The sequence below is a fragment of the Bacillus cereus group sp. MYBK5-2 genome (assembly GCF_051915685.1).
GTDB lineage: Bacteria > Bacillota > Bacilli > Bacillales > Bacillaceae_G > Bacillus_A > Bacillus_A cereus.
Genome location: NZ_JBQAFE010000005.1, coordinates 55,950 through 74,901 on the forward strand (window position 1 = coordinate 55,950; position 18,952 = coordinate 74,901).

Genomic DNA, 18,952 nt, shown 5'->3' on the forward strand with positions numbered 1-18,952 from the left:
ACGTATCCCCCAAAAAGAACATACGTATATTATATTCCGACTTCCTTCTCAACCTCACGGGGTTGGGTTAAAGGACTGTATTATATTACTTTATTTTTAGCACTCTTCTATTGTATTGTCAAATAAAGAGGAAGTTATTATGTGTAAAATATTTCAAAAAATATTTCGTTCTTCTTGACGCCGACTTCATTATTTTCCCATAATAAAACTAACTAAATAAAAAGGAATGAATCAAAGATGCTAAATTTAGTACTCATGATGATTGAACGAGTCGGACTTATAGTTATTTTAGGATTTTTACTCTCTCATATTAAAACTTTCAGACGCCTCCTTCATAAACAGGATGGCTATGTAGATAAGCTGAAGCTTATTTGTATTTTTTCGGTATTTACAATTGTAAGCAATTACACTGGGATTGAAATAGCAGGAAATACGATTATGAATGAAAACTGGTTACAAGGTGTTTCTTCGTCAAGTACAATTGCGAATACGCGTATTATGGGTGTCGGTATTAGCGGCTTACTTGGTGGCCCTATCGTAGGGGTTGGAGTAGGATTTATTGCTGGTATTCATCGTTATATGCTTGGTGGTACGACAGCGCTAAGCTGCGCAATCTCTTCTATTTTAGCTGGGATTATAACTGGTTATATCGGATATATTTTCAAAAAATATAATCGTACAATTACTCCTAAATTTTCAGCAGTTTTAAGTGTTTTTATCGTATCTTTAGAAATGCTTATGATTTTATTAATTATAGAGGATGGAATTAGCGTTGTGAAAACAATAGCGATACCAATGATTCTTGTAAATAGTTTTGGAAGTTTTATTTTACTTTCTATGATACAAGCTATTTTGCGTCAGGAGGAGAATGCAAAGGCACTGCAGACTCATAAAGTATTACGTATTGCAGATAAAACGTTACCGTATTTCCGCCAAGGCTTAACAGAAGAATCATGTAAGCATGTGGCACAAATTATTCACCGTTTTACAGGAACAGATGCGGTATCCTTAACAGATACAGAGAAAATATTAGCTCATGTTGGATTAGCATCAGATCACCATATTCCTTCACATAGTTTAATAACCGGTTTGTCGAAAGAAGTGTTAAACACAGGGAAAATAATGAAAGCGAAATCACGTGAGGTTATTAATTGTCAACATGAAGGCTGCCCTTTGCAAGCGGCGATTGTAATTCCACTAACTTCGCATGGAAATACGATAGGGACATTAAAACTCTATTTCAAAAATCCTAACCAGTTAAGTCGTGTGGAAGAGGAATTAGCAGAAGGGTTAGCAAAAATATTCTCCACGCAGTTAGAGTTAGGAGAAGCTGAGTTGCAAAGTAAATTACTTCAAGATGCGGAGATAAAAGCATTACAAGCGCAAATTAACCCGCACTTTTTATTTAATGCGATTAATACAGTATCAGCTTTATGCCGAACAGATGTAGAAAAAGCAAGGAAGTTATTATTACAGCTTAGCGTATATTTCCGTTGTAATTTGCAAGGGGCACGTCAGTTATTGATTCCACTAGAACAAGAATTAAACCATGTACAGGCATACTTATCCCTAGAACAAGCAAGGTTCCCAAATAAGTATGAGGTAAAGATGTATATTGAAGATGAGCTAAAGACAACTTTAGTACCACCATTTGTTCTTCAACTATTGGTTGAAAATGCATTGCGACATGCTTTTCCGAAGAAGCAACCAGTATGCGAAGTGGAAGTGCATGTTTTTGAAAAAGAGGGTATGGTTCACTTTGAAGTAAAAGATAATGGACAGGGAATTGAGGAAGAACGTTTAGAACAATTAGGAAAGATGGTAGTTTCGTCAAAGAAAGGGACTGGAACAGCTTTATATAATATTAATGAACGTCTTATTGGATTATTTGGAAAAGAAACGATGCTTCATATCGAAAGTGAATTAAATGAGGGGACAGAGATTACTTTTGTTATTCCAAAAAAAGTAGGGGAGGAAGAGCAGATTGTTAAAAGTACTAGTAGTTGACGATGAAATGTTAGCACGTGATGAACTAAAGTATTTATTAGAGAGAACGAAAGAAGTTGAGATAATTGGTGAGGCTGATTGTGTGGAAGACGCATTAGAAGAACTAATGCAAAGTAGACCAGATATTGTGTTTTTAGATATTCAATTATCCGATGATAACGGATTTGAAATCGCGAATATATTAAAGAAGATGAAAAATCCACCTGCAATTGTATTTGCTACTGCCTATGATCAATATGCGCTGCAAGCATTTGAAGTAGATGCGTTAGACTACATTTTAAAACCATTTGATGAAGAGCGTATTGTGCAGACATTAAAGAAGTATAAAAAACAAAAACAAGCGCAAATAGAAACGAAGCACGAAATAAAGGGGACAGATGTAACAGCAGAGATGCATAAATTAGCATTACCAATTGAAGAATCAATCGTACTTGTGAATATTGAAGATATTATATATGTAGGGCTTGTAGATGGGAAAGTAACAGTAAAAACAATGAGGGAAACGTATGTAACACATGATACACTTGTAATTTTAGAGAGGAAGTTACCACAAGCAAGCTTCATGCGCGTACACCGTAGCTTTATTGCGAATATTAATCATATTACTGAAATTCAGCCATGGTTTAATTCTACTTATAATTTAATCATGAAAGAAGGATCGAAAGTACCTGTTAGCCGTACATATGCAAAAGAACTCAAGAAGCTGCTTCGTATTTAAGAAGCAGCTTTTGTATTTCATCCTTTTATATTTGTAACTGATTCTGTATATTTGACGTTCTGTTATGTAAACGCTTACTTATACGTTTTTATCCTATACAATAAAGGTACCAAATCGAAAGAGGTGGCCAAAATGAGTACGAAAAAAGTATATAGTTTCTTATCACAAGCATTCATATTCTCAGCTATTATGTTAATTTCTAATATTATTGCAACATATTTACCAATTCCAATGCCTTCATCGGTAATCGGGTTAGTTATTTTATTTAGTCTATTATGTTTAAAAGTTATTAAATTGGAGCAAGTTGAATCACTCGGAACAGCTTTAACAGGTATTATTGGATTCTTATTCGTCCCATCAGGTATTTCAGTTATTAATTCTCTTGGTGTAATGGGGCAATACTTTGTACAAATTTTAACTGTAATTGTTGTAGCAACAGTTATTTTACTCGCTGTAACAGGGTTATTTGCACAATTTATTTTAGGAAAAGATGAAAAAGAAACAGAAGATACAAAAGAATTGAAAGTAGTAAATAAAGGACGCAAGCACGGAAAGGTTGCGTAACCATTGCATTTATATATTGTTAGGAGGTAATGAACATGGCAAGCACAATGACTCCATATTTCGGAATCGTCGTTTCATTAATCGCATACGGAATCGGAACATTATTATTCAAGCATTCAAAAGGGTTCTTCCTATTTACGCCATTATTCGTAGCGATGGTATTAGGGATTGTCGTTCTAAAGGTAGGTAACTTTACTTTTGAAGAATATAATACTGGCGGAAAAATGATTAGTTTCTTCTTAGAGCCAGCAACCATTGCATTTGCTATCCCACTCTATAAACAAGTTGATAAGTTGAAAAAATATTGGTGGCAAATTTTATCAGCTATCGTGGTTGGATCTATTTGCTCAGTAATTGTCGTGTTCATTGTTGCAAAAGCAATCGGTTTAGATACAGCAGTAATGAATTCAATGCTACCACAAGCAGCAACAACAGCAATTGCGTTACCAATTTCAGAAAGTATTGGTGGTATTCCAGCAATTACATCGTTTGCAGTTATTTTCAACGCAGTTATCGTATACGCATTAGGAGCATTATTCTTAAAAACATTTAGAGTGAAACATCCGATTGCAAAAGGTTTAGCACTTGGAACAGCGGGTCATGCATTAGGAGTTGCGGTAGGAATTGAAATGGGTGAGGTAGAGGCAGCAATGGCAAGTATTGCTGTAACGGTAGTTGGGGTTGTAACAGTAGTTGTCATCCCAATGTTCATACCATTCATTGGATAGTAAAACTTACTTAAAAAACAAGAAAAGCAAGCTATTTGTAGGACAGATTTCTACTGATAGCTTGCTTTTTATGTTACAGTAGTGGTAAGACCTATTTAAAAAAATGTAAGTTTCCTTAAATCTTCATTAATACTATGTAGAATACGTTTTGAATTAGGTCATTGTATTGTAAAATAAGAAGTAAGCTACTGTATACCTGTTAAGGTAGGCATATAATGAGTTTATAAAAATCTTAATATGAATGAATAATTAAAAGTAGAAAAGAGAGAGAAATCTACTTAGTAACGTTTTAGTTTATAGGACAGGAGAGAGTATTCGTCGATTATGCAAATAAAAAACCTGTTTCAAAGTAAAGGATTTCAGAGGTTACTCGTATTAGTAATACTTGCTCTCGTGTTATACGGGCTGCAAAGTATGTTGAATTTAATATTAATTACGTTTATTCTCACGTATTTAATGGATCGATTCCAAAAGTTTATTTCCCGCAAATTAGATCATTTCATGCCTATTAATCGAAAAATTATTATAGCATTTCTATATGTAATGTTAATTGGTGGAATTGCTATTACGCTATTTAAATATTTACCAGTATTGACGATACAAATTTCACAACTGATTTACCAATTCAATGTATTTTTAAGAAACCCACCAGATAGTGAACTAATTAAGTATGCAGTTAATGCTGTCAATCATATGGAGCTTTCTAAATATGTAGGACAAGGCGTAGACATTTTGTATAAATCGATTACGAATGTTGGTAAATTTGGCCTTCAGGTTTTACTTTCTTTAATTTTGAGTTTGTTTTTCTTATTAGAAAAATCTCGTATTGTCGGTTTTACTGCAAAGTTTAAAGAAAGCAGGCTTGCAATTTTCTATACTGAAATTGAGTACTTCGGAAAGAAATTTGCACGTTCATTTGGAAAGGTAATCGAAGCACAATTTTTAATTGCTGTTGTTAACTGTGTTCTTTCAGTTATCGCATTATGGATATTAGGATTCCCGCAATTATTAGGTTTAGCATTAATGATTTTCTTGCTTGGATTAATTCCAGTAGCGGGGGTTATCATTTCGTTATTCCCACTTTGTATGATTGCTTACAATATTGGCAGTATTATGTACGTTGTTTATATTTTAGTTATCGTAACAGTGATTCATGCGCTTGAAAGTTACGTATTAAATCCGAAGTTTATGTCGCAAAAAACAAATTTACCGATTTTCTATACTTTTATGGTATTAATTTTCTCAGAGCACTTCTTAGGTGTATGGGGACTGATTATCGGTATTCCAATCTTCATTTTCTTACTAGATGTTTTAGACGTGACAAGTGATGAAATGGAGAAGGATGTTGGAAAAAATAAAGTGAAGTAAGAAAAAGCATCGATGTTCGATGCTTTTTCTTTTATAACATGATGTTCCTTATGCCATACTGTAAGAAGAACATAGAATAGGGGTGAAAGAATGGCTGTAAATGAAAAGGTAGAGTTAGCTACATTTGCTGGAGGGTGTTTCTGGTGTATGGTTTCTCCATTTGAAGAGATGGAGGGCATTATACAGGTTATTTCAGGTTATACAGGCGGTCATAAAGAGGACCCAACGTATAAAGAAGTGTGCTCAGAAACAACAGGACATTATGAAGCGGTACAAATTACATTTGATGCAAATAAAATGTCGTATGAGGAATTGTTAAATATATATTGGAGACAAATTGATCCGACCGATATTGGAGGACAATTCCACGACCGCGGACAGTCTTATGAAACAGTGATTTTTTATCATAATGAAGAACAACATAAAAAAGCAGAAGCCTCAAAAGAAGAACTTGAGCAGAGTGGGCGCTTTTCAAAACCAATTGCGACAAAAATACTACCAGCAGCTACATTTTATCCAGCTGAAGAATATCACCAAGGATATCATAAGAAAAACACATTCCGCTATGAGTTATATCGTAAAGGCTCAGGACGAGATGCTTTTATTAAGCAACATTGGCCAAAGGATAATGCTCATTTAAAAGAAAAACTCAATGAGATGCAGTTTTATGTAACGCAGGAAAATGGTACAGAACCACCATTTCGAAATGAGTATTGGAACCATAAAGAGGAAGGTCTTTATGTAGACATCGTTTCAGGTGAGCCGCTATTTACTTCTCTAGACAAATTTGATAGTGGATGTGGATGGCCTAGTTTTACAAAACCAGTTATGTCAGCAAGTGTGAAAGAAAAGATGGATGTGAGTCATAATATGACACGTACAGAAGTGAGAAGTAAAGAAGGAGACTCACATCTTGGGCACGTATTTCCAGACGGTCCAGGACCAAATGGCCTTCGTTACTGTATTAATTCCGCAGCTCTTCGATTTATTCCAAAAGAGGAATTAGAGAAAGAAGGCTATGGTGATTTCCTAATCTTGTTTGGAAATAAAAAATAACCTCGCAGTTAGCGAGGTTATTTTTTGTTATTTTGTTTTTTTCTTTTTAAATTTGCTTAATACTTCATAAACGATTGGAACAATAAGAAGTGTTAATAACGTTGAACTTGTTAATCCACCAATTACCGTTACACCAAGTCCTTTAGAAATTAAGCCACTACCTTCAAATCCTAGTGCAAGCGGGATAAGAGCACCGATTGTTGCAATTGCAGTCATTAAAATTGGACGAAGGCGTGTTGCACCAGCTTCTAATAAAGCTTCACGTGTTGATAGTCCTTCATTTTCTTTATGAATAACGCGGTCGATAAGCACGATTGCGTTTGTTACAACGATACCGATTAACATAAGCGCACCAATCATTGCAGACACACTTAATGTTTCACCGGAGATTAATAAGGCAACAAGAGCTCCGATAATTGTAAATGGTAGCGAGAATAAAATTGCGAATGGTGCAAGGGCACCACCAAATGTAACGACAAGAACGAAGTATACAATGGCAATCGCAGCTAACATCGCTAAGCCAAGTTGCTTAAATGATTCTTCAATATCTTTTGTAACGCCGCCCATAGAAACATCTACGCCAGAAGGAAGATCCATTTTATCTACTTCTTTTTGAACAGCGGCAGATGCTTTTGAAACGTCATCAGATGTTAGTTTTGCACTTACTTCTGCATAAACACGGCCATCGCGGTGTTTCACTGTATTCGAAGTTTCACCTTCTTTTACAGTCATAACATCTTTCACAGCCACTTCATTACCAAGTGGCGTTGTAATTTTACGATTTGTTAAGTCATCGATTGTTTCATAATTTTGTTTTTCAGCTTCTACATATACATTGATATCTTTACCGTCTTTTTTAATTGTTGTCAGAACAGGGCGATCATGTTGATTAGAAAGTCCCATTCCAATTTGAGCAGCCGTTAAGCCCATTTTACTCAGCTTTTCTTGATCTGCGACTAAAGTGTACTCTGCATACGTTTTTGCAATACTAGAATCTATATCTTTTAAGTCTTTATTTTTCTTCATGATATTTTGAATATCTTTTACAACAGGCTTAATGTCTTCTGAGCTATCTCCGTAAACGTATAGTTTAATTTCGTTACTACCGCCACTTGCTCCGAAGTCTTGGTTTTTCCATTCGCCTTTGCCAGACATCTTCTGTAAATCTTTAACGACTTGTTCTTTCTCTTTTTCAAAGTTTTTCGTGTCGTTATCATATTGCACGAAGAACATTGCTTGGTTTGATTGACCAGGACTCATTGGGTTTTCGCCACCTAATGAGAATTGAATTGTTTTGACGTCTTTATTATTTTGGAAGTGCTTCTCAGCTTTTGTTGCAATTTTTTCAACGTCTTCTAACGTTTGACCTGGTTCAGGGTTGTATGTTGCGATAATCATTTTTTCTTCTTCAGAAGGTAAGAAACTTACACCGATAACTGGTACAAGTGCAAGACTACCAACTAATAGAAGGACAGCGATACTTGATGTAATAATTTTGTGATTTAAAGCCCATGCAAGTATGCGTTTATACCCATTTGCTAATTTACTTGGTTTTTCTTCATGATGTACTTCTTTTTCCCTCATGCTCTCTTTCTTAAATAAGGAATGAGCTAGCATCGGTACGATTGTAACTGCTACTAGTAATGATGCTAATAAAGCGAAGACGATAGTTAAGGCAAATGGTAAGAACATTTCACCAATCATACCTTTTACTAGTCCAAGTGGTAAAAATACAGCAATTGTTACGATGGTAGAAGACATAATTGGGATAAACATTTCTTTCGTAGCTTCACGAATTAAATCTTTTCCGCGCAATTTCTCTTCTGATAACGACATACGTCGGTAAATATTTTCAATAACAACAATTGAGTCATCGACAACGCGGCCTATAGCAACGGTCATTGCTCCAAGTGTCATAATGTTAAGCGTAATATCCATTTGCTTTATGACTAAAACAGCAATTAATAAAGAAAGTGGTATTGAAACGACAGAGATTAACGTTGTTCGAATATTTCGTAGGAACAGCATGATAATAACGATCGCAAAGATAGCACCGAAAATTGCTTTGCTTAGCATTGTTTCAACTGATTTTTCAATAGGTGCACCTTGGTCGAATGTTGAAATGATCTCTAAATCTTTATATTTTTTCTCAAGATCTTTTACTTTATCTTTTACTGCATTTACAACATCAACTGTATTTGCATCAGAGGCCTTCACAATTTGAATTCCAATTGCTTCTTTTCCATTTGTTCGAGAAATAGATTCTGCTTTCCCAACTTCTTTAATGTCAGCAATTTCTTCTAATGTAACTGTTGGAATCCCGTTCATAGCAGCTGGATTCATTTGCGGCGTTTGTGCACCAGCGCCAGCATTTTGACTACCTTGACCGTTAGGTGAGGAAGGTATAGCTGGGATTTTAAGTTCTTTTAATGCTTTAATCGTTGTAATATTGCCATCTACAACAACTGATTTTTCCGTGTCTTTAAATGTGTATAAGCCAAGTGGTAAAGATACATCCGATCCCTTAATAACATTTTTTACAGTATCTTCACTTAGTCCTAGTTCTTTCATTTTATCTTTCTTGAAGACAAGCTGTACTTCATCTACTTGTTGGCCAGCAATTTGGACAGATGCAACACCATCAAGTCCTTTTAATCCTGGTACAACATTCTTTTCTACATTTTCAGTTAAGGTAGCTAAAGATTCATTCTTGCTTGCTACGCTTAACGAAATAACAGGAAAGGCATTGAAGTTTACTCGTGAAACTTTAGGATCTTTAACACCTTCTGGGAGCTTTACATTTGTGAGAGCTTCTTTAATTTCTGTTTCTGCTTTTTCCATATTTTTATCAAAATCGTATTCTACTTGAATAGAAGATGCGTTTTGAAAAGATGATGAGCTCACAACGTTAACACCACTTAAATTTTGTAGTTGTTCTTCCATCGGCTTTGAAACTTTATCAGCTACTTCTTCTGGTGTAGCACCAGGATAGACCGTAGTTACTGTCACAATCGGTGTTGTAATATCAGGAATTGTTTCCAGCTTCATATTGAGTCCAGAGTAGATCCCGGCAATAGTAACAATAATGGTTAGTAGCCAAACTGCGAACTTATTTTTTAACGAGAAATTGATGATTTTGTTCATGTTTGCGCTCCCTTTTTATTATATTGACCAACTGGTCAGTCTAATACATAATATAACTGACCGTTCGGTCAATCGTCAATAAAAAGAGATGGTATAATACATTTATAATAAGATGCGAGATTAAATTTAGGAGAGAAGATATGAAAGAAAAAGAGCGTTTGATTATAGAATCGGCTATGAAGTTATTTGCTACTAAGGGTGTAAATGCGACATCAGTGCAGGAAATTGTGACAGCTAGTGGTATATCTAAGGGAGCTTTTTACTTATATTTTAAATCGAAAGATGAGCTTTTATTAGCGACACTTCGATATTATTATGACAAAATCCAAAAGAAAATGCTGGATATTGAACAAGAGTCTTTATTACCACGTGAAAAATTTGCAAAACAATTACATTGTCAGTTTAATGATATACAAAAGCATAAAGAATTTATTATTATGCATGCGAGAGAAAATGCAATTCCGTTTAATAAAGAAGTAGAAGAATTTATGATGCGGATGAAGTTAGAGTCTCATGCATTTTATCGGAATAGTTTATTGTCCATTTATGGTGAAAAGGTTATGCCATATTTATTGGATTTAGTAATTATAGTAGAAGGCATATGCCGTGGTTATTTAGAATTAATTATTTTACAAGCACCAGAAATTGATTTATCGTATGTCGCTGCTTTTATTTTAAAAAGAGTAGATCATTTAGTAGATGGTTTGGTAGAATCTTCGGAAGAACCTATTTTACATGAAGAAAAGCTTGGAGAATTCCTTTGTAAATCAGAGCTTATTAAGGAACAAGTTAAAGAGCATTTTTTAAAAGAAATTATTGTATTTAAGCGTAGTTTAGCTGATCAATTAGAGGATGATGAGTTGTTAGTAACGTTAGATGTTTTAGAGGCGGAAATACGATTGCTTAATCCAAGAATTCCAGTAATTAGAGGTATGTTAGCAAATTTAGAGGCGTATCCGGAATTAAAAGAATTTCGATTACGACTTATAGGATACTACAATATAAAAAATTCTTAATAAAAATAAGTAAAAAACTCCTTGTCTACACAAGGAGTTTTTTCTTAAAGACTATTTACTATTTTGAGACCATTCTTCAACATCCCAAACTTTTGTAATCCAATCTTCATAGAAGTCCGGTTCGTGACATACAAGGAGGATTGTTCCTTTATATGCTTTCATAGCCTTCTTAAGTTCCGCTTTTGCTGTAACATCAAGATGGTTTGTCGGCTCATCAAATAGTAGCCAGTTACTTTCCTCACCCATTAGCTTACATAAACGAACTTTTGCTTGTTCTCCACCACTTAATTGACTTAATGGGCGAGAAATATGTTCATTTTTTAATCCGCATTTTGCTAACATCGCACGAATTTGATGCTGGTCTAAACCAGGGAATGTATTCCATACATCATCAATTGGTGTTATATTGTCAGCTTTAACTTCTTGCTCAAAGTATGCAGGCTCTAAGAAGTCACCAAGGCTTGTTTTACCGCTTAAAGGCTTAATTTTACCTAAGATTGTTTTTAGTAACGTTGATTTACCAACACCGTTACATCCAACAATAGCAATTTTTTCACCACGTTCGATCGTCATTGATAGCTTTGGTAGTAGCGGATGTGTATATCCGATTTCTACATTTTCACCTTCAAAGACGAAGCGACTACTTGCGCGACTTTCTTTAAATGAGAATTCAGGTTTAATTGCTGTTTCTGGGCGATCAATAAGTTCCATGCGATCAAGTTGCTTTTGACGACTCTTTGCACGACCTGTCGTTGAATAACGAGCCTTGTTTTTTGCAATGAAGTCTTCTTGCTTTTTGATAAACTCGCGCTGCTTTTCATAAGCGTTTATATGTTGATTTTTATTGATTTCTGCTAGTTCTAGGAATTTTTCATATGTCGCTGTATAGCGTGTCATTTTTGTGAATTCTAGATGGAAAATAACATCAACACATTTGTTCATAAATTCTGTATCATGAGAAATTAATAAGAATGCATGTGGGTATTCTTTCAAATAATTTGTTAACCAATGAATATGTTCAACGTCTAAATAGTTAGTAGGTTCATCAAGCAATAACACTTCTGGCTGTTCAAGTAATAGCTTTGCAAGCAATACCTTTGTACGTTGTCCACCACTTAGTGCTGAAACATCACGATCTAAACCAATAGCATCAATTCCAAGACCACGTGCAGCCTCTTCAATTTTCATATCTAGTAAATAGAAACCACCTGCTTCAAGTGCATCTTGTATTTCTGCCATTTGTTCAAGAAGTTCTTCTAGTTCTTCTGGTGTAGCAGTTCCCATTTTTTCTGTAACTTCATTTAAAGCTTTTTCCTTTTCGAATAACGGTAAAAATGCATCCGCTAGTACGTCACGGATTGTACGTCCAGGCGTTAAAACAGTATGCTGATCTAAGTAGCCGTAATATGTGCCCGGTGTCCATTCTACACGACCTTGGTCATGAATAAGCTGACCAGTAATGATATTCATGAATGTTGATTTACCAACACCGTTTGCACCAACTAATCCAACGTGCTCACCTGCTAATAATCGCATAGATACATCTTTAAATAATGTACGATCACCAAATGTATGTCCTAATTTTTCAACTGTTAATAAGCTCATAGTATCCTCCGTCCAACTTGAAATAGTACCTTGAATCATGATACTAAATTCTTTCATATAATGCCATCATTTCAAAATGTATATATTTTCAAAACAAGCTAATGTACAAATGTTTATTGCTCATTTCCCAGACTTTTATGGTCCAAATGCAAAAAGCACACTTGTCCATCATACATTAAAGGCAATACTTACAAATAAAATGTCTAGCTTTGTTGGAGATAAAAAGATTGCCCGTGAATATATTTTCACACCAGATGGTGCAAAAGCAATGGTTAAATTAGCTTCACATGATGAGGCTTATGGACAAAATTGGAACATAACAGATTATGTTGTCATTACAGGTGAGGAAATGATTCAACACATACGGGAATTAGCGGGATATACCAAACGAATAATAACTGTAAAAAGAGGAATGATCCAGTTCATTGGTCTGTTTGATAAGCAGATGAAAGAATTTGTGGAAATGCTATATTTGACGGAAAAACCAGTTGTATTAAGTGGAGAGAAATACGAGAAATGTATTGGAGAGTTACCAAAAACTTCTTATTATGATGGGTTAAAAGAAGCAATTATGTATATGAAAAACAGATGTAAATAAAGAAGTTAAGTTCCTTTTCATGATTTTGAAAAGGAACTTAACTTTATACTACCTTTTCACCTGATTTTTGTTTTATAAACCCTAAAACGAATCCACGTATTTGAGGATCAATTACAATTCCGATTATACCGTATAGTATACCAGTAAGAGTTAAAGCAATTAGTGGTGGTAAGTTAATTAATGCAATTCGGTATAAACCGTAACTAATAATAAAGGCTAAGGAATTAAATATAATTCCTTTAACTAATAATTGCATGCCTTTACGAATAAAGAGGGTAAATCCGATTAATAGTGTAATTTCGGTAAGGATAGCTGCGACAGCTGCCCCCATCATTCCATATTTACTACCTAATACAATATAACCTATGATGGCAACAACTAATCCAATAGTCATTGTTGTTGCACGTTTCCATTGCTGGCCAATCGTTGTTAAATTATCGGCTAGTGGATAGTTAATTGATTGTAAAATAACCATAAACGCTAGAATAGCAAGAGCGTCACCGGCGGGAGCGTATTCTTCTCCTAATAAACTAACAATCCAGAAATTTGGATCAGCAATAAAGGGGATAGAAATTCCCATTCCTAAAAAAGACATAAGTTTTAATTCAAAACTTGATAATTTTCTATGTTCTTCAATATTTTTCTCATTACCAAAAGCAAACAGCCTTGGATAAAAGGCAGCTGCAATTACCCCAGGTATTTGATATAGTACAGCAGGTATTTTAGATGCAGCACCAAAGAATCCAACTTGATTATACGTTGAAACCTTTTCTAATATAATAGGGCCCAATTGTGGTAAGAGCATAATGATGATTCCATTGATTGTGAAAATAAGTAGTTGATCTAAAATGCCTTTATCCCAACCCTTATGGACTTTCGTGTAACGTATTGTCATTATAAAGGCGATAACACCTGTTACAAGACTAGATACCCCATACATGGCAGCAACCATCATAAGTGACCATTGGAAAGACATCCCTAGTAATAGGGCAGCAGCAGCTGTTACACCTTGTAGTACAGAAATAATAGCTGTAAATTGCATGCGTTCTGTTACTTGGAAGTAAGCCATTCCAACACCTTGTAAAGTTGCTCCAAACATTGTTGGCAGAACAACCCAATATACCATCGCACGTAAGTAAGCATCGGGATAGAAGAACTGGGCACAAATAGCGAAAAGTACAGAAATTACGATAGCTAATATTAAACGAATACGTAAATAACTACTTATTAGCACGCTAATATTAGCATCGCTTCTCGTTCCTTCACGCATAAACGTATGTGTCAAACCTGCATCTGTAAAGTAACAAATAACAGCTGAAACTGCTAACGCAGTTGTAAACATACCGTAATCACTTGGAGAAACATATCTTGCAAAGAAAATTGTTGCAATAGCCAGTACAAAACGGACAGTAATGTTTCCTACAAAGAGGTAGGATGCGTTTTTTAGAATTTTATTTGTTTTCATGGGAAAAGACCTTTCTATTCTTTAGGACCCGGTTAGCTTGTCCTATTTGTAAATTTGATTTGTTCACAGAAAGAGAGAGTATCGTTATATTTTCAGTTTAAGAAAACAGAAATTTAATTCGTACAAACCAAAGCATTGCATATAGTTTTTTACTACGTTTTCCATTCTTTGAATAGATTTTACGGCAATATTTCTTTATATCTTTTTTGATTAATTGAACTTGTGATTTATCTAATTGAGAGTTTCCCTTAATATATATACAAGCGTTATTGATGACTGTATAAGGGAATAAATAAGTCTCAAGAATCTCAATAAGTGACTGAGGGTCTTTTGTAATGAAATCTTGAGATTTATTATGTACCCAATCTTTCATACGATTGAATACTTCCAACTCTTTTGTCGTTTTTAATTCATAATCTTTATACTTAGAAGAAAGATTCCCTTCTGATAAGATTCTATAGTAAGTTAAGTATTCATCGACATAACATACATTTGTCACACTCATAAGTTTAAATAAAAACTCCAAATCCTCTCCCCAACTACATCCTGGTGTAAAACGAATGTTATGATTCATTACGATGGATCGTTTGAAAATCCAAGTACTTGTTTGAGCAACAACTTGATGTGTTAGGAATGCTTTTGCCATATCACCTTTAATAAAGTTTGTTGTATGTTCAACCTTTTCGCCTGTTTCTTCGTAGAAATTCATATAACCACAATAGCACGCATCCATGTTGTTTTTATGTATACTGTCGACTTGCTTCTCAATTTTAGTTGGATGCCATAAGTCATCACTATCAAGGAAAGCAATATATTCTCCACTAGCGTTTTCAATTCCTGTATTACGAGCTACCGAAACGCCTTGGTTTTTTTGATGAACGTATTTTACTTGCCCTGGGTATTTTTCAGCAAGATTTTTTACGATAGAAGGTGACCGATCTTTACTTCCATCATCTACAATTACAATTTCGATATTTTTATATGTTTGATCCAGTATTGACTGCATTGTCTCTTCAATATATTTCTCTGCATTGTATAGAGGAATAACAACTGAGACAAGCTGGTTTTGTTCCATCATAGAATTTTAACTCCTCAAATTTTTATGTTTTTAAATTAACTCCTTTTATAAGGAATAAAATGAAAAGAATATCTGTATAAGTTTACCGCATATAAACTTTGTAAATCAACTTAATGTATATAATAATTATTATTAAAGGTATAGAAGTTAGATATGAAAGATGGTTATAATAGAAAAATGTATTGTAATAAAAGGGAGGAAACTTTAGAATGTTACAAAAGTATATGCGAAGACCTGAATTAATAATATTAGGTATCATTCTAGTTATTGGCCTAATCTTTCGGTTAATGACTTTAAAAACATATGGTAGTGATTTGACGCTTGGTAGCGATGACTTAATGTATCAAAAAAATGCTGTCAATTTTTTAGAAACAGGTATGTTGACTTATCATGATCCGACAAAACCAACTATTCATATTATGCCTGGACAAGTATTTTTATTAGCAGGCATATTCGCCATATTTGGGCATGGAAGCCTTGGTGTTTTATGTGCAAAATTAGTTATGATAACTTTTGGTGTCTTAAGTATTTATATGACTTATAAGATTGGTACATATATCTTAAATCCAGCAGTAGGATTAATTGCCGCATTGTTATTAGCATTATACCCTCCTGAAGTAGTAGTAGAGAACTTGACGTTGACAGAAAGTCCGTATCTATTTCTATCATTAGGGCTATTATATTGGAGCTTGAAATTAGCAGATACGCATTCAATGAAAGATTTTTATATTATTTTATTATTCTACTTTGTAGCACTATATTTTAGGGTACAAATCGCTTTATATCCAATTTTATTATTTATATATCTTGTATTAAAACGTTATCCAGTACGTCTAATGGTAAAGCAAGCCCTTATTAGTGTATTGGTATTATTTGTTGTGCTTGGTCCTTGGTGGGCACGTAATTACGTTCAATTTCACAAGTTTATCCCGCTTACAGCAGGTTCAGGTAATCCGTTATTACTGGGCACATATCAGGGTGAAGGTTATCCCCCTGGAAAAAGTGTGGAAGAAATTGATGCGGAACTTCTTGCGAAATATCCGGGTATAGAAGCGCATGAATTAATGGCGAAGCAACAAGAAATAGCGATGGACCGTATTAAGGAATGGTGGCATACAGATAAAAAATCAATGTTGAAAAGTTATTTAATTTTAAAACCACAAATTTTCTGGGAAAAAGCATATTATTATCCAGGCACTCCAATTAGTATTTTTGATATATCTGGGGAAGATATGAAGAAAATTTATGATCCAATTAAAACAGGTTTCATAATTTGCTCGATCCTAGCATTTGTATTCTGTTGGAGAAGGTGGAGAGAGTATTCATTTTTATGGATAAACATTTTATTCCAAACCTTTTTCAATAGTTTATACCTTGCGTATGATCGCTATGCGCTCCCATTGATGCCAATGCTTTTTATAATGATAGGTGTAGGTATTGTCGCAACTGTTATGAGGGTTAGCAGACCATTTTTAAAATAGGTAAATGATTTCATTAAGCCTATCAAAAAAATTACATTTAAATGGTATATAAAAATGACCTACTTTCTAAAATAGAAAGTAGGTCATTTTTAATTATGCATCGTGTAAAGAATCATTTTGCTCTTTATTATTTAATTTTTGTTTTAGCAACGCATAATCTTGTGTCAATGTTACAAGTTGGTGATGCTGTTTAGAAACCTTACGAGTTAAATCAAAAATTAAAATAAAACAGAATAAAAGTCCGAACAGGAATAAAACAGATGGTGGGTATTCTACGTGTAATAGCTTCCCAATCCAATTTATAATCTTATCTGTAGAGCTTAAAATCGCCATTGCGATACAAACAAAAATCCAAAGAATGGAATATTTTGTTTCCAAAGCTCCTTTACGTATCGAGTTAATAATCAGGAAAAATAATAATAGAATAAAGATAAATGAAAAGGTAATTATAGGCATGGATTATCAACCTTTCACAATTTTTTGCATTAATATAGCTAAACTTACTTTAATCATGTAATATGCAGATTTCAATGGTGTAATAGAAGATTGTCCACCTTGTCTTTCTTGCATATTAACTGATATTTCATTAATGCGAAGATTTTTCTTTTTTAAGTGAATAAGTACTTCTGGTTCTGGATAATCTTTTGGATAATTGTGTGCGAAAATCTGAATTACTTCGCGATTAATAGCACGGTATCCAGATGTTGGATCCATAAATGTTTGTTTCGTTAGTAACTTTAATAAGGCAGTGAAGTAAAATATTCCAATTCGCCTTGAAAGACTTCCCTTATATGCAGTTTTTTCCGTAAATCGAGACCCTAGCACCATATCGCATTGATTTTCAGCAATAGGTTGGATGATTTTATATAAATCCTCTGGGTTATGTTGTCCATCGGCATCAAATTGAATAGCGATATCATAGTCATTCTCATAAGCATACTTATATCCAGTTTGTACAGCTGACCCAATTCCTAAATTATAAGGTAGATTTACAAGATGGACTGGGAATGTTGTAACAATCTCAGGTGTTTTATCCATTGAACCATCGTTAATTACACAAATATCTAATCCTACAAAATGTTCTTTTAGTTCTAAAAGTCTTGTTAATGTATCTGCAATCGCTTCTTCTTCGTTGTAAGCAGGAATAATAATCAAAGTTTTAGGTATTACAATTGGTACCTCAACAGACATATTGCACCATCCTTCATATAATCGGCATCATTACTTTTATTAAACATCATATACTATACCATTAATAGTATAACAAAATAAAGGACAAGTTAGTGGGCTGTTTTGTAAACTAGGAAGCATATTTAGGTAGTGATAGGTGTTTATAATTAAAATTGAAATAAAAAAGCAAGTAAACATAAAGGAATGTTTACCTGTGTTACATAGTGTTATATGCTCCATGGCTTACTTAAGGTTAATACTTCAGCCATTTCCTTACTTTTCAAACGCCCTTTTTTTCGGTTTTCTGCGCGTTCTGATCCAGTTTGGTGTAGCCAGTGCTCTTCTTCTGTTTCAGGTAGTACTTGTGGTACGGACGAAGGTTTTCCATCTTTTATAGCCACAAATGTAATGAAGCAAGTAGCAGCAATTCTACGCTCGCCTGCTAATAAATTTTCTGCGATTACTTTTACGAAAACTTCCATTGAAGATTTCCCTGTATAACATACAAATGCTTCATAACAAACAGAATCAGCTTGGTGAATTGGAGTTAAAAAATCAACTGAATCAATAGATGCTGTTACGCAATGTTTACGACTATGTCTTGCAGCCGCAATCGAAGCAATACTATCAATTTCTGCTAATAATTTCCCTCCAAAAAGTGTTTGGTGATTATTTAAATCGTTAGGAAAGACACGTGTTGTCTTAATTGCTTTAGATTCTCGCATGAATTTCTTTTCCATATATTCAGCCCCTATAGTCTGTTTTCAATCAGAATAATATGTGTAAGCGGATTACTCATATTAGATATTTAATGAAGTAAAGTGTATTCCAAAAGAGGATTATTTAAATTTCTGTATTTGTATTCATGTAACTGAAAGAAAATTTATTTTATCTAAAATGTAGTGTAAAAGAGGATTCGCTTACATTGCAAGTAAAAAGTAATGACTATGTATT

At 34.1% G+C, this 18,952-nt stretch carries 15 protein-coding genes and 1 pseudogene; 9 read left to right on the forward strand and 7 right to left on the reverse strand.

Features of this window, described 5'->3' with window-relative positions:
* Positions 1-237: 237 nt before the first annotated feature.
* From lytS to msrB, 6 genes are all read left to right on the forward strand, one after another.
* Complete coding sequence (gene lytS, locus ACTFP3_RS18165) at positions 238-2,007, forward strand: two-component system sensor histidine kinase LytS (protein ID WP_000933589.1); 1,770 nt, start codon at positions 238-240, stop codon at positions 2,005-2,007.
* A complete protein-coding gene (locus ACTFP3_RS18170) occupies positions 1,985-2,725 on the forward strand; it encodes a LytR/AlgR family response regulator transcription factor (RefSeq protein ID WP_075676724.1) in 741 nt (246 codons plus the stop codon). Before lytS ends, ACTFP3_RS18170 begins: the two co-directional genes overlap by 23 nt.
* A gap of 132 nt (positions 2,726-2,857) precedes the next feature.
* Positions 2,858-3,289, forward strand: coding sequence for an antiholin-like murein hydrolase modulator LrgA (gene lrgA, locus ACTFP3_RS18175; RefSeq protein WP_059304286.1), 432 nt, complete (start codon positions 2,858-2,860; stop codon positions 3,287-3,289).
* 35 nt (positions 3,290-3,324) lie between these two features.
* Entirely contained in the window at positions 3,325-4,017 is a 693-nt protein-coding gene (gene lrgB, locus ACTFP3_RS18180) for an antiholin-like protein LrgB (RefSeq protein ID WP_326035746.1), read from the forward strand.
* A 324-nt stretch (positions 4,018-4,341) separates the two neighbouring features.
* The gene (locus tag ACTFP3_RS18185; RefSeq protein ID WP_326035747.1) at positions 4,342-5,385 is read left to right on the forward strand and encodes an AI-2E family transporter; all 1,044 of its coding nucleotides are present in this window, start codon (positions 4,342-4,344) and stop codon (positions 5,383-5,385) included.
* Positions 5,386-5,475: 90 nt separating this feature from the next.
* Positions 5,476-6,441, forward strand: coding sequence for a peptide-methionine (R)-S-oxide reductase MsrB (msrB, locus tag ACTFP3_RS18190; protein WP_000290174.1), 966 nt, complete (start codon positions 5,476-5,478; stop codon positions 6,439-6,441).
* Positions 6,442-6,468: 27 nt separating this feature from the next.
* Here msrB and ACTFP3_RS18195 read toward each other — a convergent pair whose 3' ends face one another.
* A complete protein-coding gene (locus ACTFP3_RS18195) occupies positions 6,469-9,585 on the reverse strand; it encodes an efflux RND transporter permease subunit (protein ID WP_070758279.1) in 3,117 nt (1,038 codons plus the stop codon).
* A 140-nt stretch (positions 9,586-9,725) separates the two neighbouring features.
* Here ACTFP3_RS18195 and ACTFP3_RS18200 point away from each other — a divergent pair, with 140 nt between their 5' ends.
* Positions 9,726-10,601 (forward strand): TetR/AcrR family transcriptional regulator, encoded by an 876-nt coding sequence (locus ACTFP3_RS18200; protein WP_000659645.1) that lies wholly within the window; start codon positions 9,726-9,728, stop codon positions 10,599-10,601.
* 51 nt (positions 10,602-10,652) lie between these two features.
* On the opposite strand, the gene ACTFP3_RS18205 is transcribed toward ACTFP3_RS18200, so the two are convergent.
* On the reverse strand, positions 10,653-12,206 hold the full coding sequence (locus tag ACTFP3_RS18205) for an ABC-F family ATP-binding cassette domain-containing protein (RefSeq protein ID WP_440011027.1): 1,554 nt from the start codon (positions 12,204-12,206) through the stop codon (positions 10,653-10,655).
* Positions 12,207-12,294: 88 nt separating this feature from the next.
* Between ACTFP3_RS18205 and ACTFP3_RS18210 the strand changes: the two are divergent.
* Positions 12,295-12,804 (forward strand): annotated as a pseudogene (locus ACTFP3_RS18210) (NAD-dependent epimerase/dehydratase family protein); the annotation flags it as partial.
* A 43-nt stretch (positions 12,805-12,847) separates the two neighbouring features.
* Here ACTFP3_RS18210 and ACTFP3_RS18215 read toward each other — a convergent pair.
* The gene (locus ACTFP3_RS18215; protein ID WP_075676720.1) at positions 12,848-14,269 is read right to left on the reverse strand and encodes an oligosaccharide flippase family protein; all 1,422 of its coding nucleotides are present in this window, start codon (positions 14,267-14,269) and stop codon (positions 12,848-12,850) included.
* Positions 14,270-14,366: 97 nt separating this feature from the next.
* Positions 14,367-15,347: a glycosyltransferase family 2 protein gene (locus tag ACTFP3_RS18220; protein ID WP_000970540.1), complete on the reverse strand. Its 981-nt coding sequence runs from the start codon at positions 15,345-15,347 to the stop codon at positions 14,367-14,369.
* 209 nt (positions 15,348-15,556) lie between these two features.
* Between ACTFP3_RS18220 and ACTFP3_RS18225 the strand changes: the two genes are divergently transcribed.
* Positions 15,557-16,828 (forward strand): glycosyltransferase family 39 protein, encoded by a 1,272-nt coding sequence (locus ACTFP3_RS18225; protein ID WP_000939653.1) that lies wholly within the window; start codon positions 15,557-15,559, stop codon positions 16,826-16,828.
* Positions 16,829-16,921: 93 nt separating this feature from the next.
* Here the strand turns inward: ACTFP3_RS18225 and ACTFP3_RS18230 are convergent, their stop codons facing one another.
* From ACTFP3_RS18230 to ACTFP3_RS18240, 3 genes are all read right to left on the reverse strand, one after another.
* Complete coding sequence (locus ACTFP3_RS18230; protein WP_001121765.1) at positions 16,922-17,284, reverse strand: DUF2304 domain-containing protein; 363 nt, start codon at positions 17,282-17,284, stop codon at positions 16,922-16,924.
* A gap of 6 nt (positions 17,285-17,290) precedes the next feature.
* Positions 17,291-18,019, reverse strand: coding sequence for a glycosyltransferase family 2 protein (locus tag ACTFP3_RS18235; protein ID WP_000110207.1), 729 nt, complete (start codon positions 18,017-18,019; stop codon positions 17,291-17,293).
* 206 nt (positions 18,020-18,225) lie between these two features.
* On the reverse strand, positions 18,226-18,738 hold the full coding sequence (locus ACTFP3_RS18240) for an acyl-CoA thioesterase (protein WP_000412119.1): 513 nt from the start codon (positions 18,736-18,738) through the stop codon (positions 18,226-18,228).
* Positions 18,739-18,952 lie beyond the last annotated feature (214 nt).

Excerpts from the sequence above, each read along its gene's own strand:
- lrgA (WP_059304286.1), top strand. The coding sequence starts at position 2,858 with ATGAGTACGAAAAAAGTATATAGTTTCTTATCACAAGCATTCATATTC.
- msrB (WP_000290174.1), top strand. The coding sequence starts at position 5,476 with ATGGCTGTAAATGAAAAGGTAGAGTTAGCTACATTTGCTGGAGGGTGT.
- ACTFP3_RS18205 (WP_440011027.1), bottom strand. The coding sequence starts at position 12,206 with ATGAGCTTATTAACAGTTGAAAAATTAGGACATACATTTGGTGATCGT.
- ACTFP3_RS18215 (WP_075676720.1), bottom strand. The coding sequence starts at position 14,269 with ATGAAAACAAATAAAATTCTAAAAAACGCATCCTACCTCTTTGTAGGA.
- lytS (WP_000933589.1), top strand. The coding sequence starts at position 238 with ATGCTAAATTTAGTACTCATGATGATTGAACGAGTCGGACTTATAGTT.
- ACTFP3_RS18225 (WP_000939653.1), top strand. The coding sequence starts at position 15,557 with ATGTTACAAAAGTATATGCGAAGACCTGAATTAATAATATTAGGTATC.
- ACTFP3_RS18195 (WP_070758279.1), bottom strand. The coding sequence starts at position 9,585 with ATGAACAAAATCATCAATTTCTCGTTAAAAAATAAGTTCGCAGTTTGG.
- ACTFP3_RS18220 (WP_000970540.1), bottom strand. The coding sequence starts at position 15,347 with ATGATGGAACAAAACCAGCTTGTCTCAGTTGTTATTCCTCTATACAAT.
- ACTFP3_RS18230 (WP_001121765.1), bottom strand. The coding sequence starts at position 17,284 with ATGCCTATAATTACCTTTTCATTTATCTTTATTCTATTATTATTTTTC.
- ACTFP3_RS18240 (WP_000412119.1), bottom strand. The coding sequence starts at position 18,738 with ATGGAAAAGAAATTCATGCGAGAATCTAAAGCAATTAAGACAACACGT.
- ACTFP3_RS18200 (WP_000659645.1), top strand. The coding sequence starts at position 9,726 with ATGAAAGAAAAAGAGCGTTTGATTATAGAATCGGCTATGAAGTTATTT.
- ACTFP3_RS18185 (WP_326035747.1), top strand. The coding sequence starts at position 4,342 with ATGCAAATAAAAAACCTGTTTCAAAGTAAAGGATTTCAGAGGTTACTC.
- ACTFP3_RS18235 (WP_000110207.1), bottom strand. The coding sequence starts at position 18,019 with ATGTCTGTTGAGGTACCAATTGTAATACCTAAAACTTTGATTATTATT.
- lrgB (WP_326035746.1), top strand. The coding sequence starts at position 3,325 with ATGGCAAGCACAATGACTCCATATTTCGGAATCGTCGTTTCATTAATC.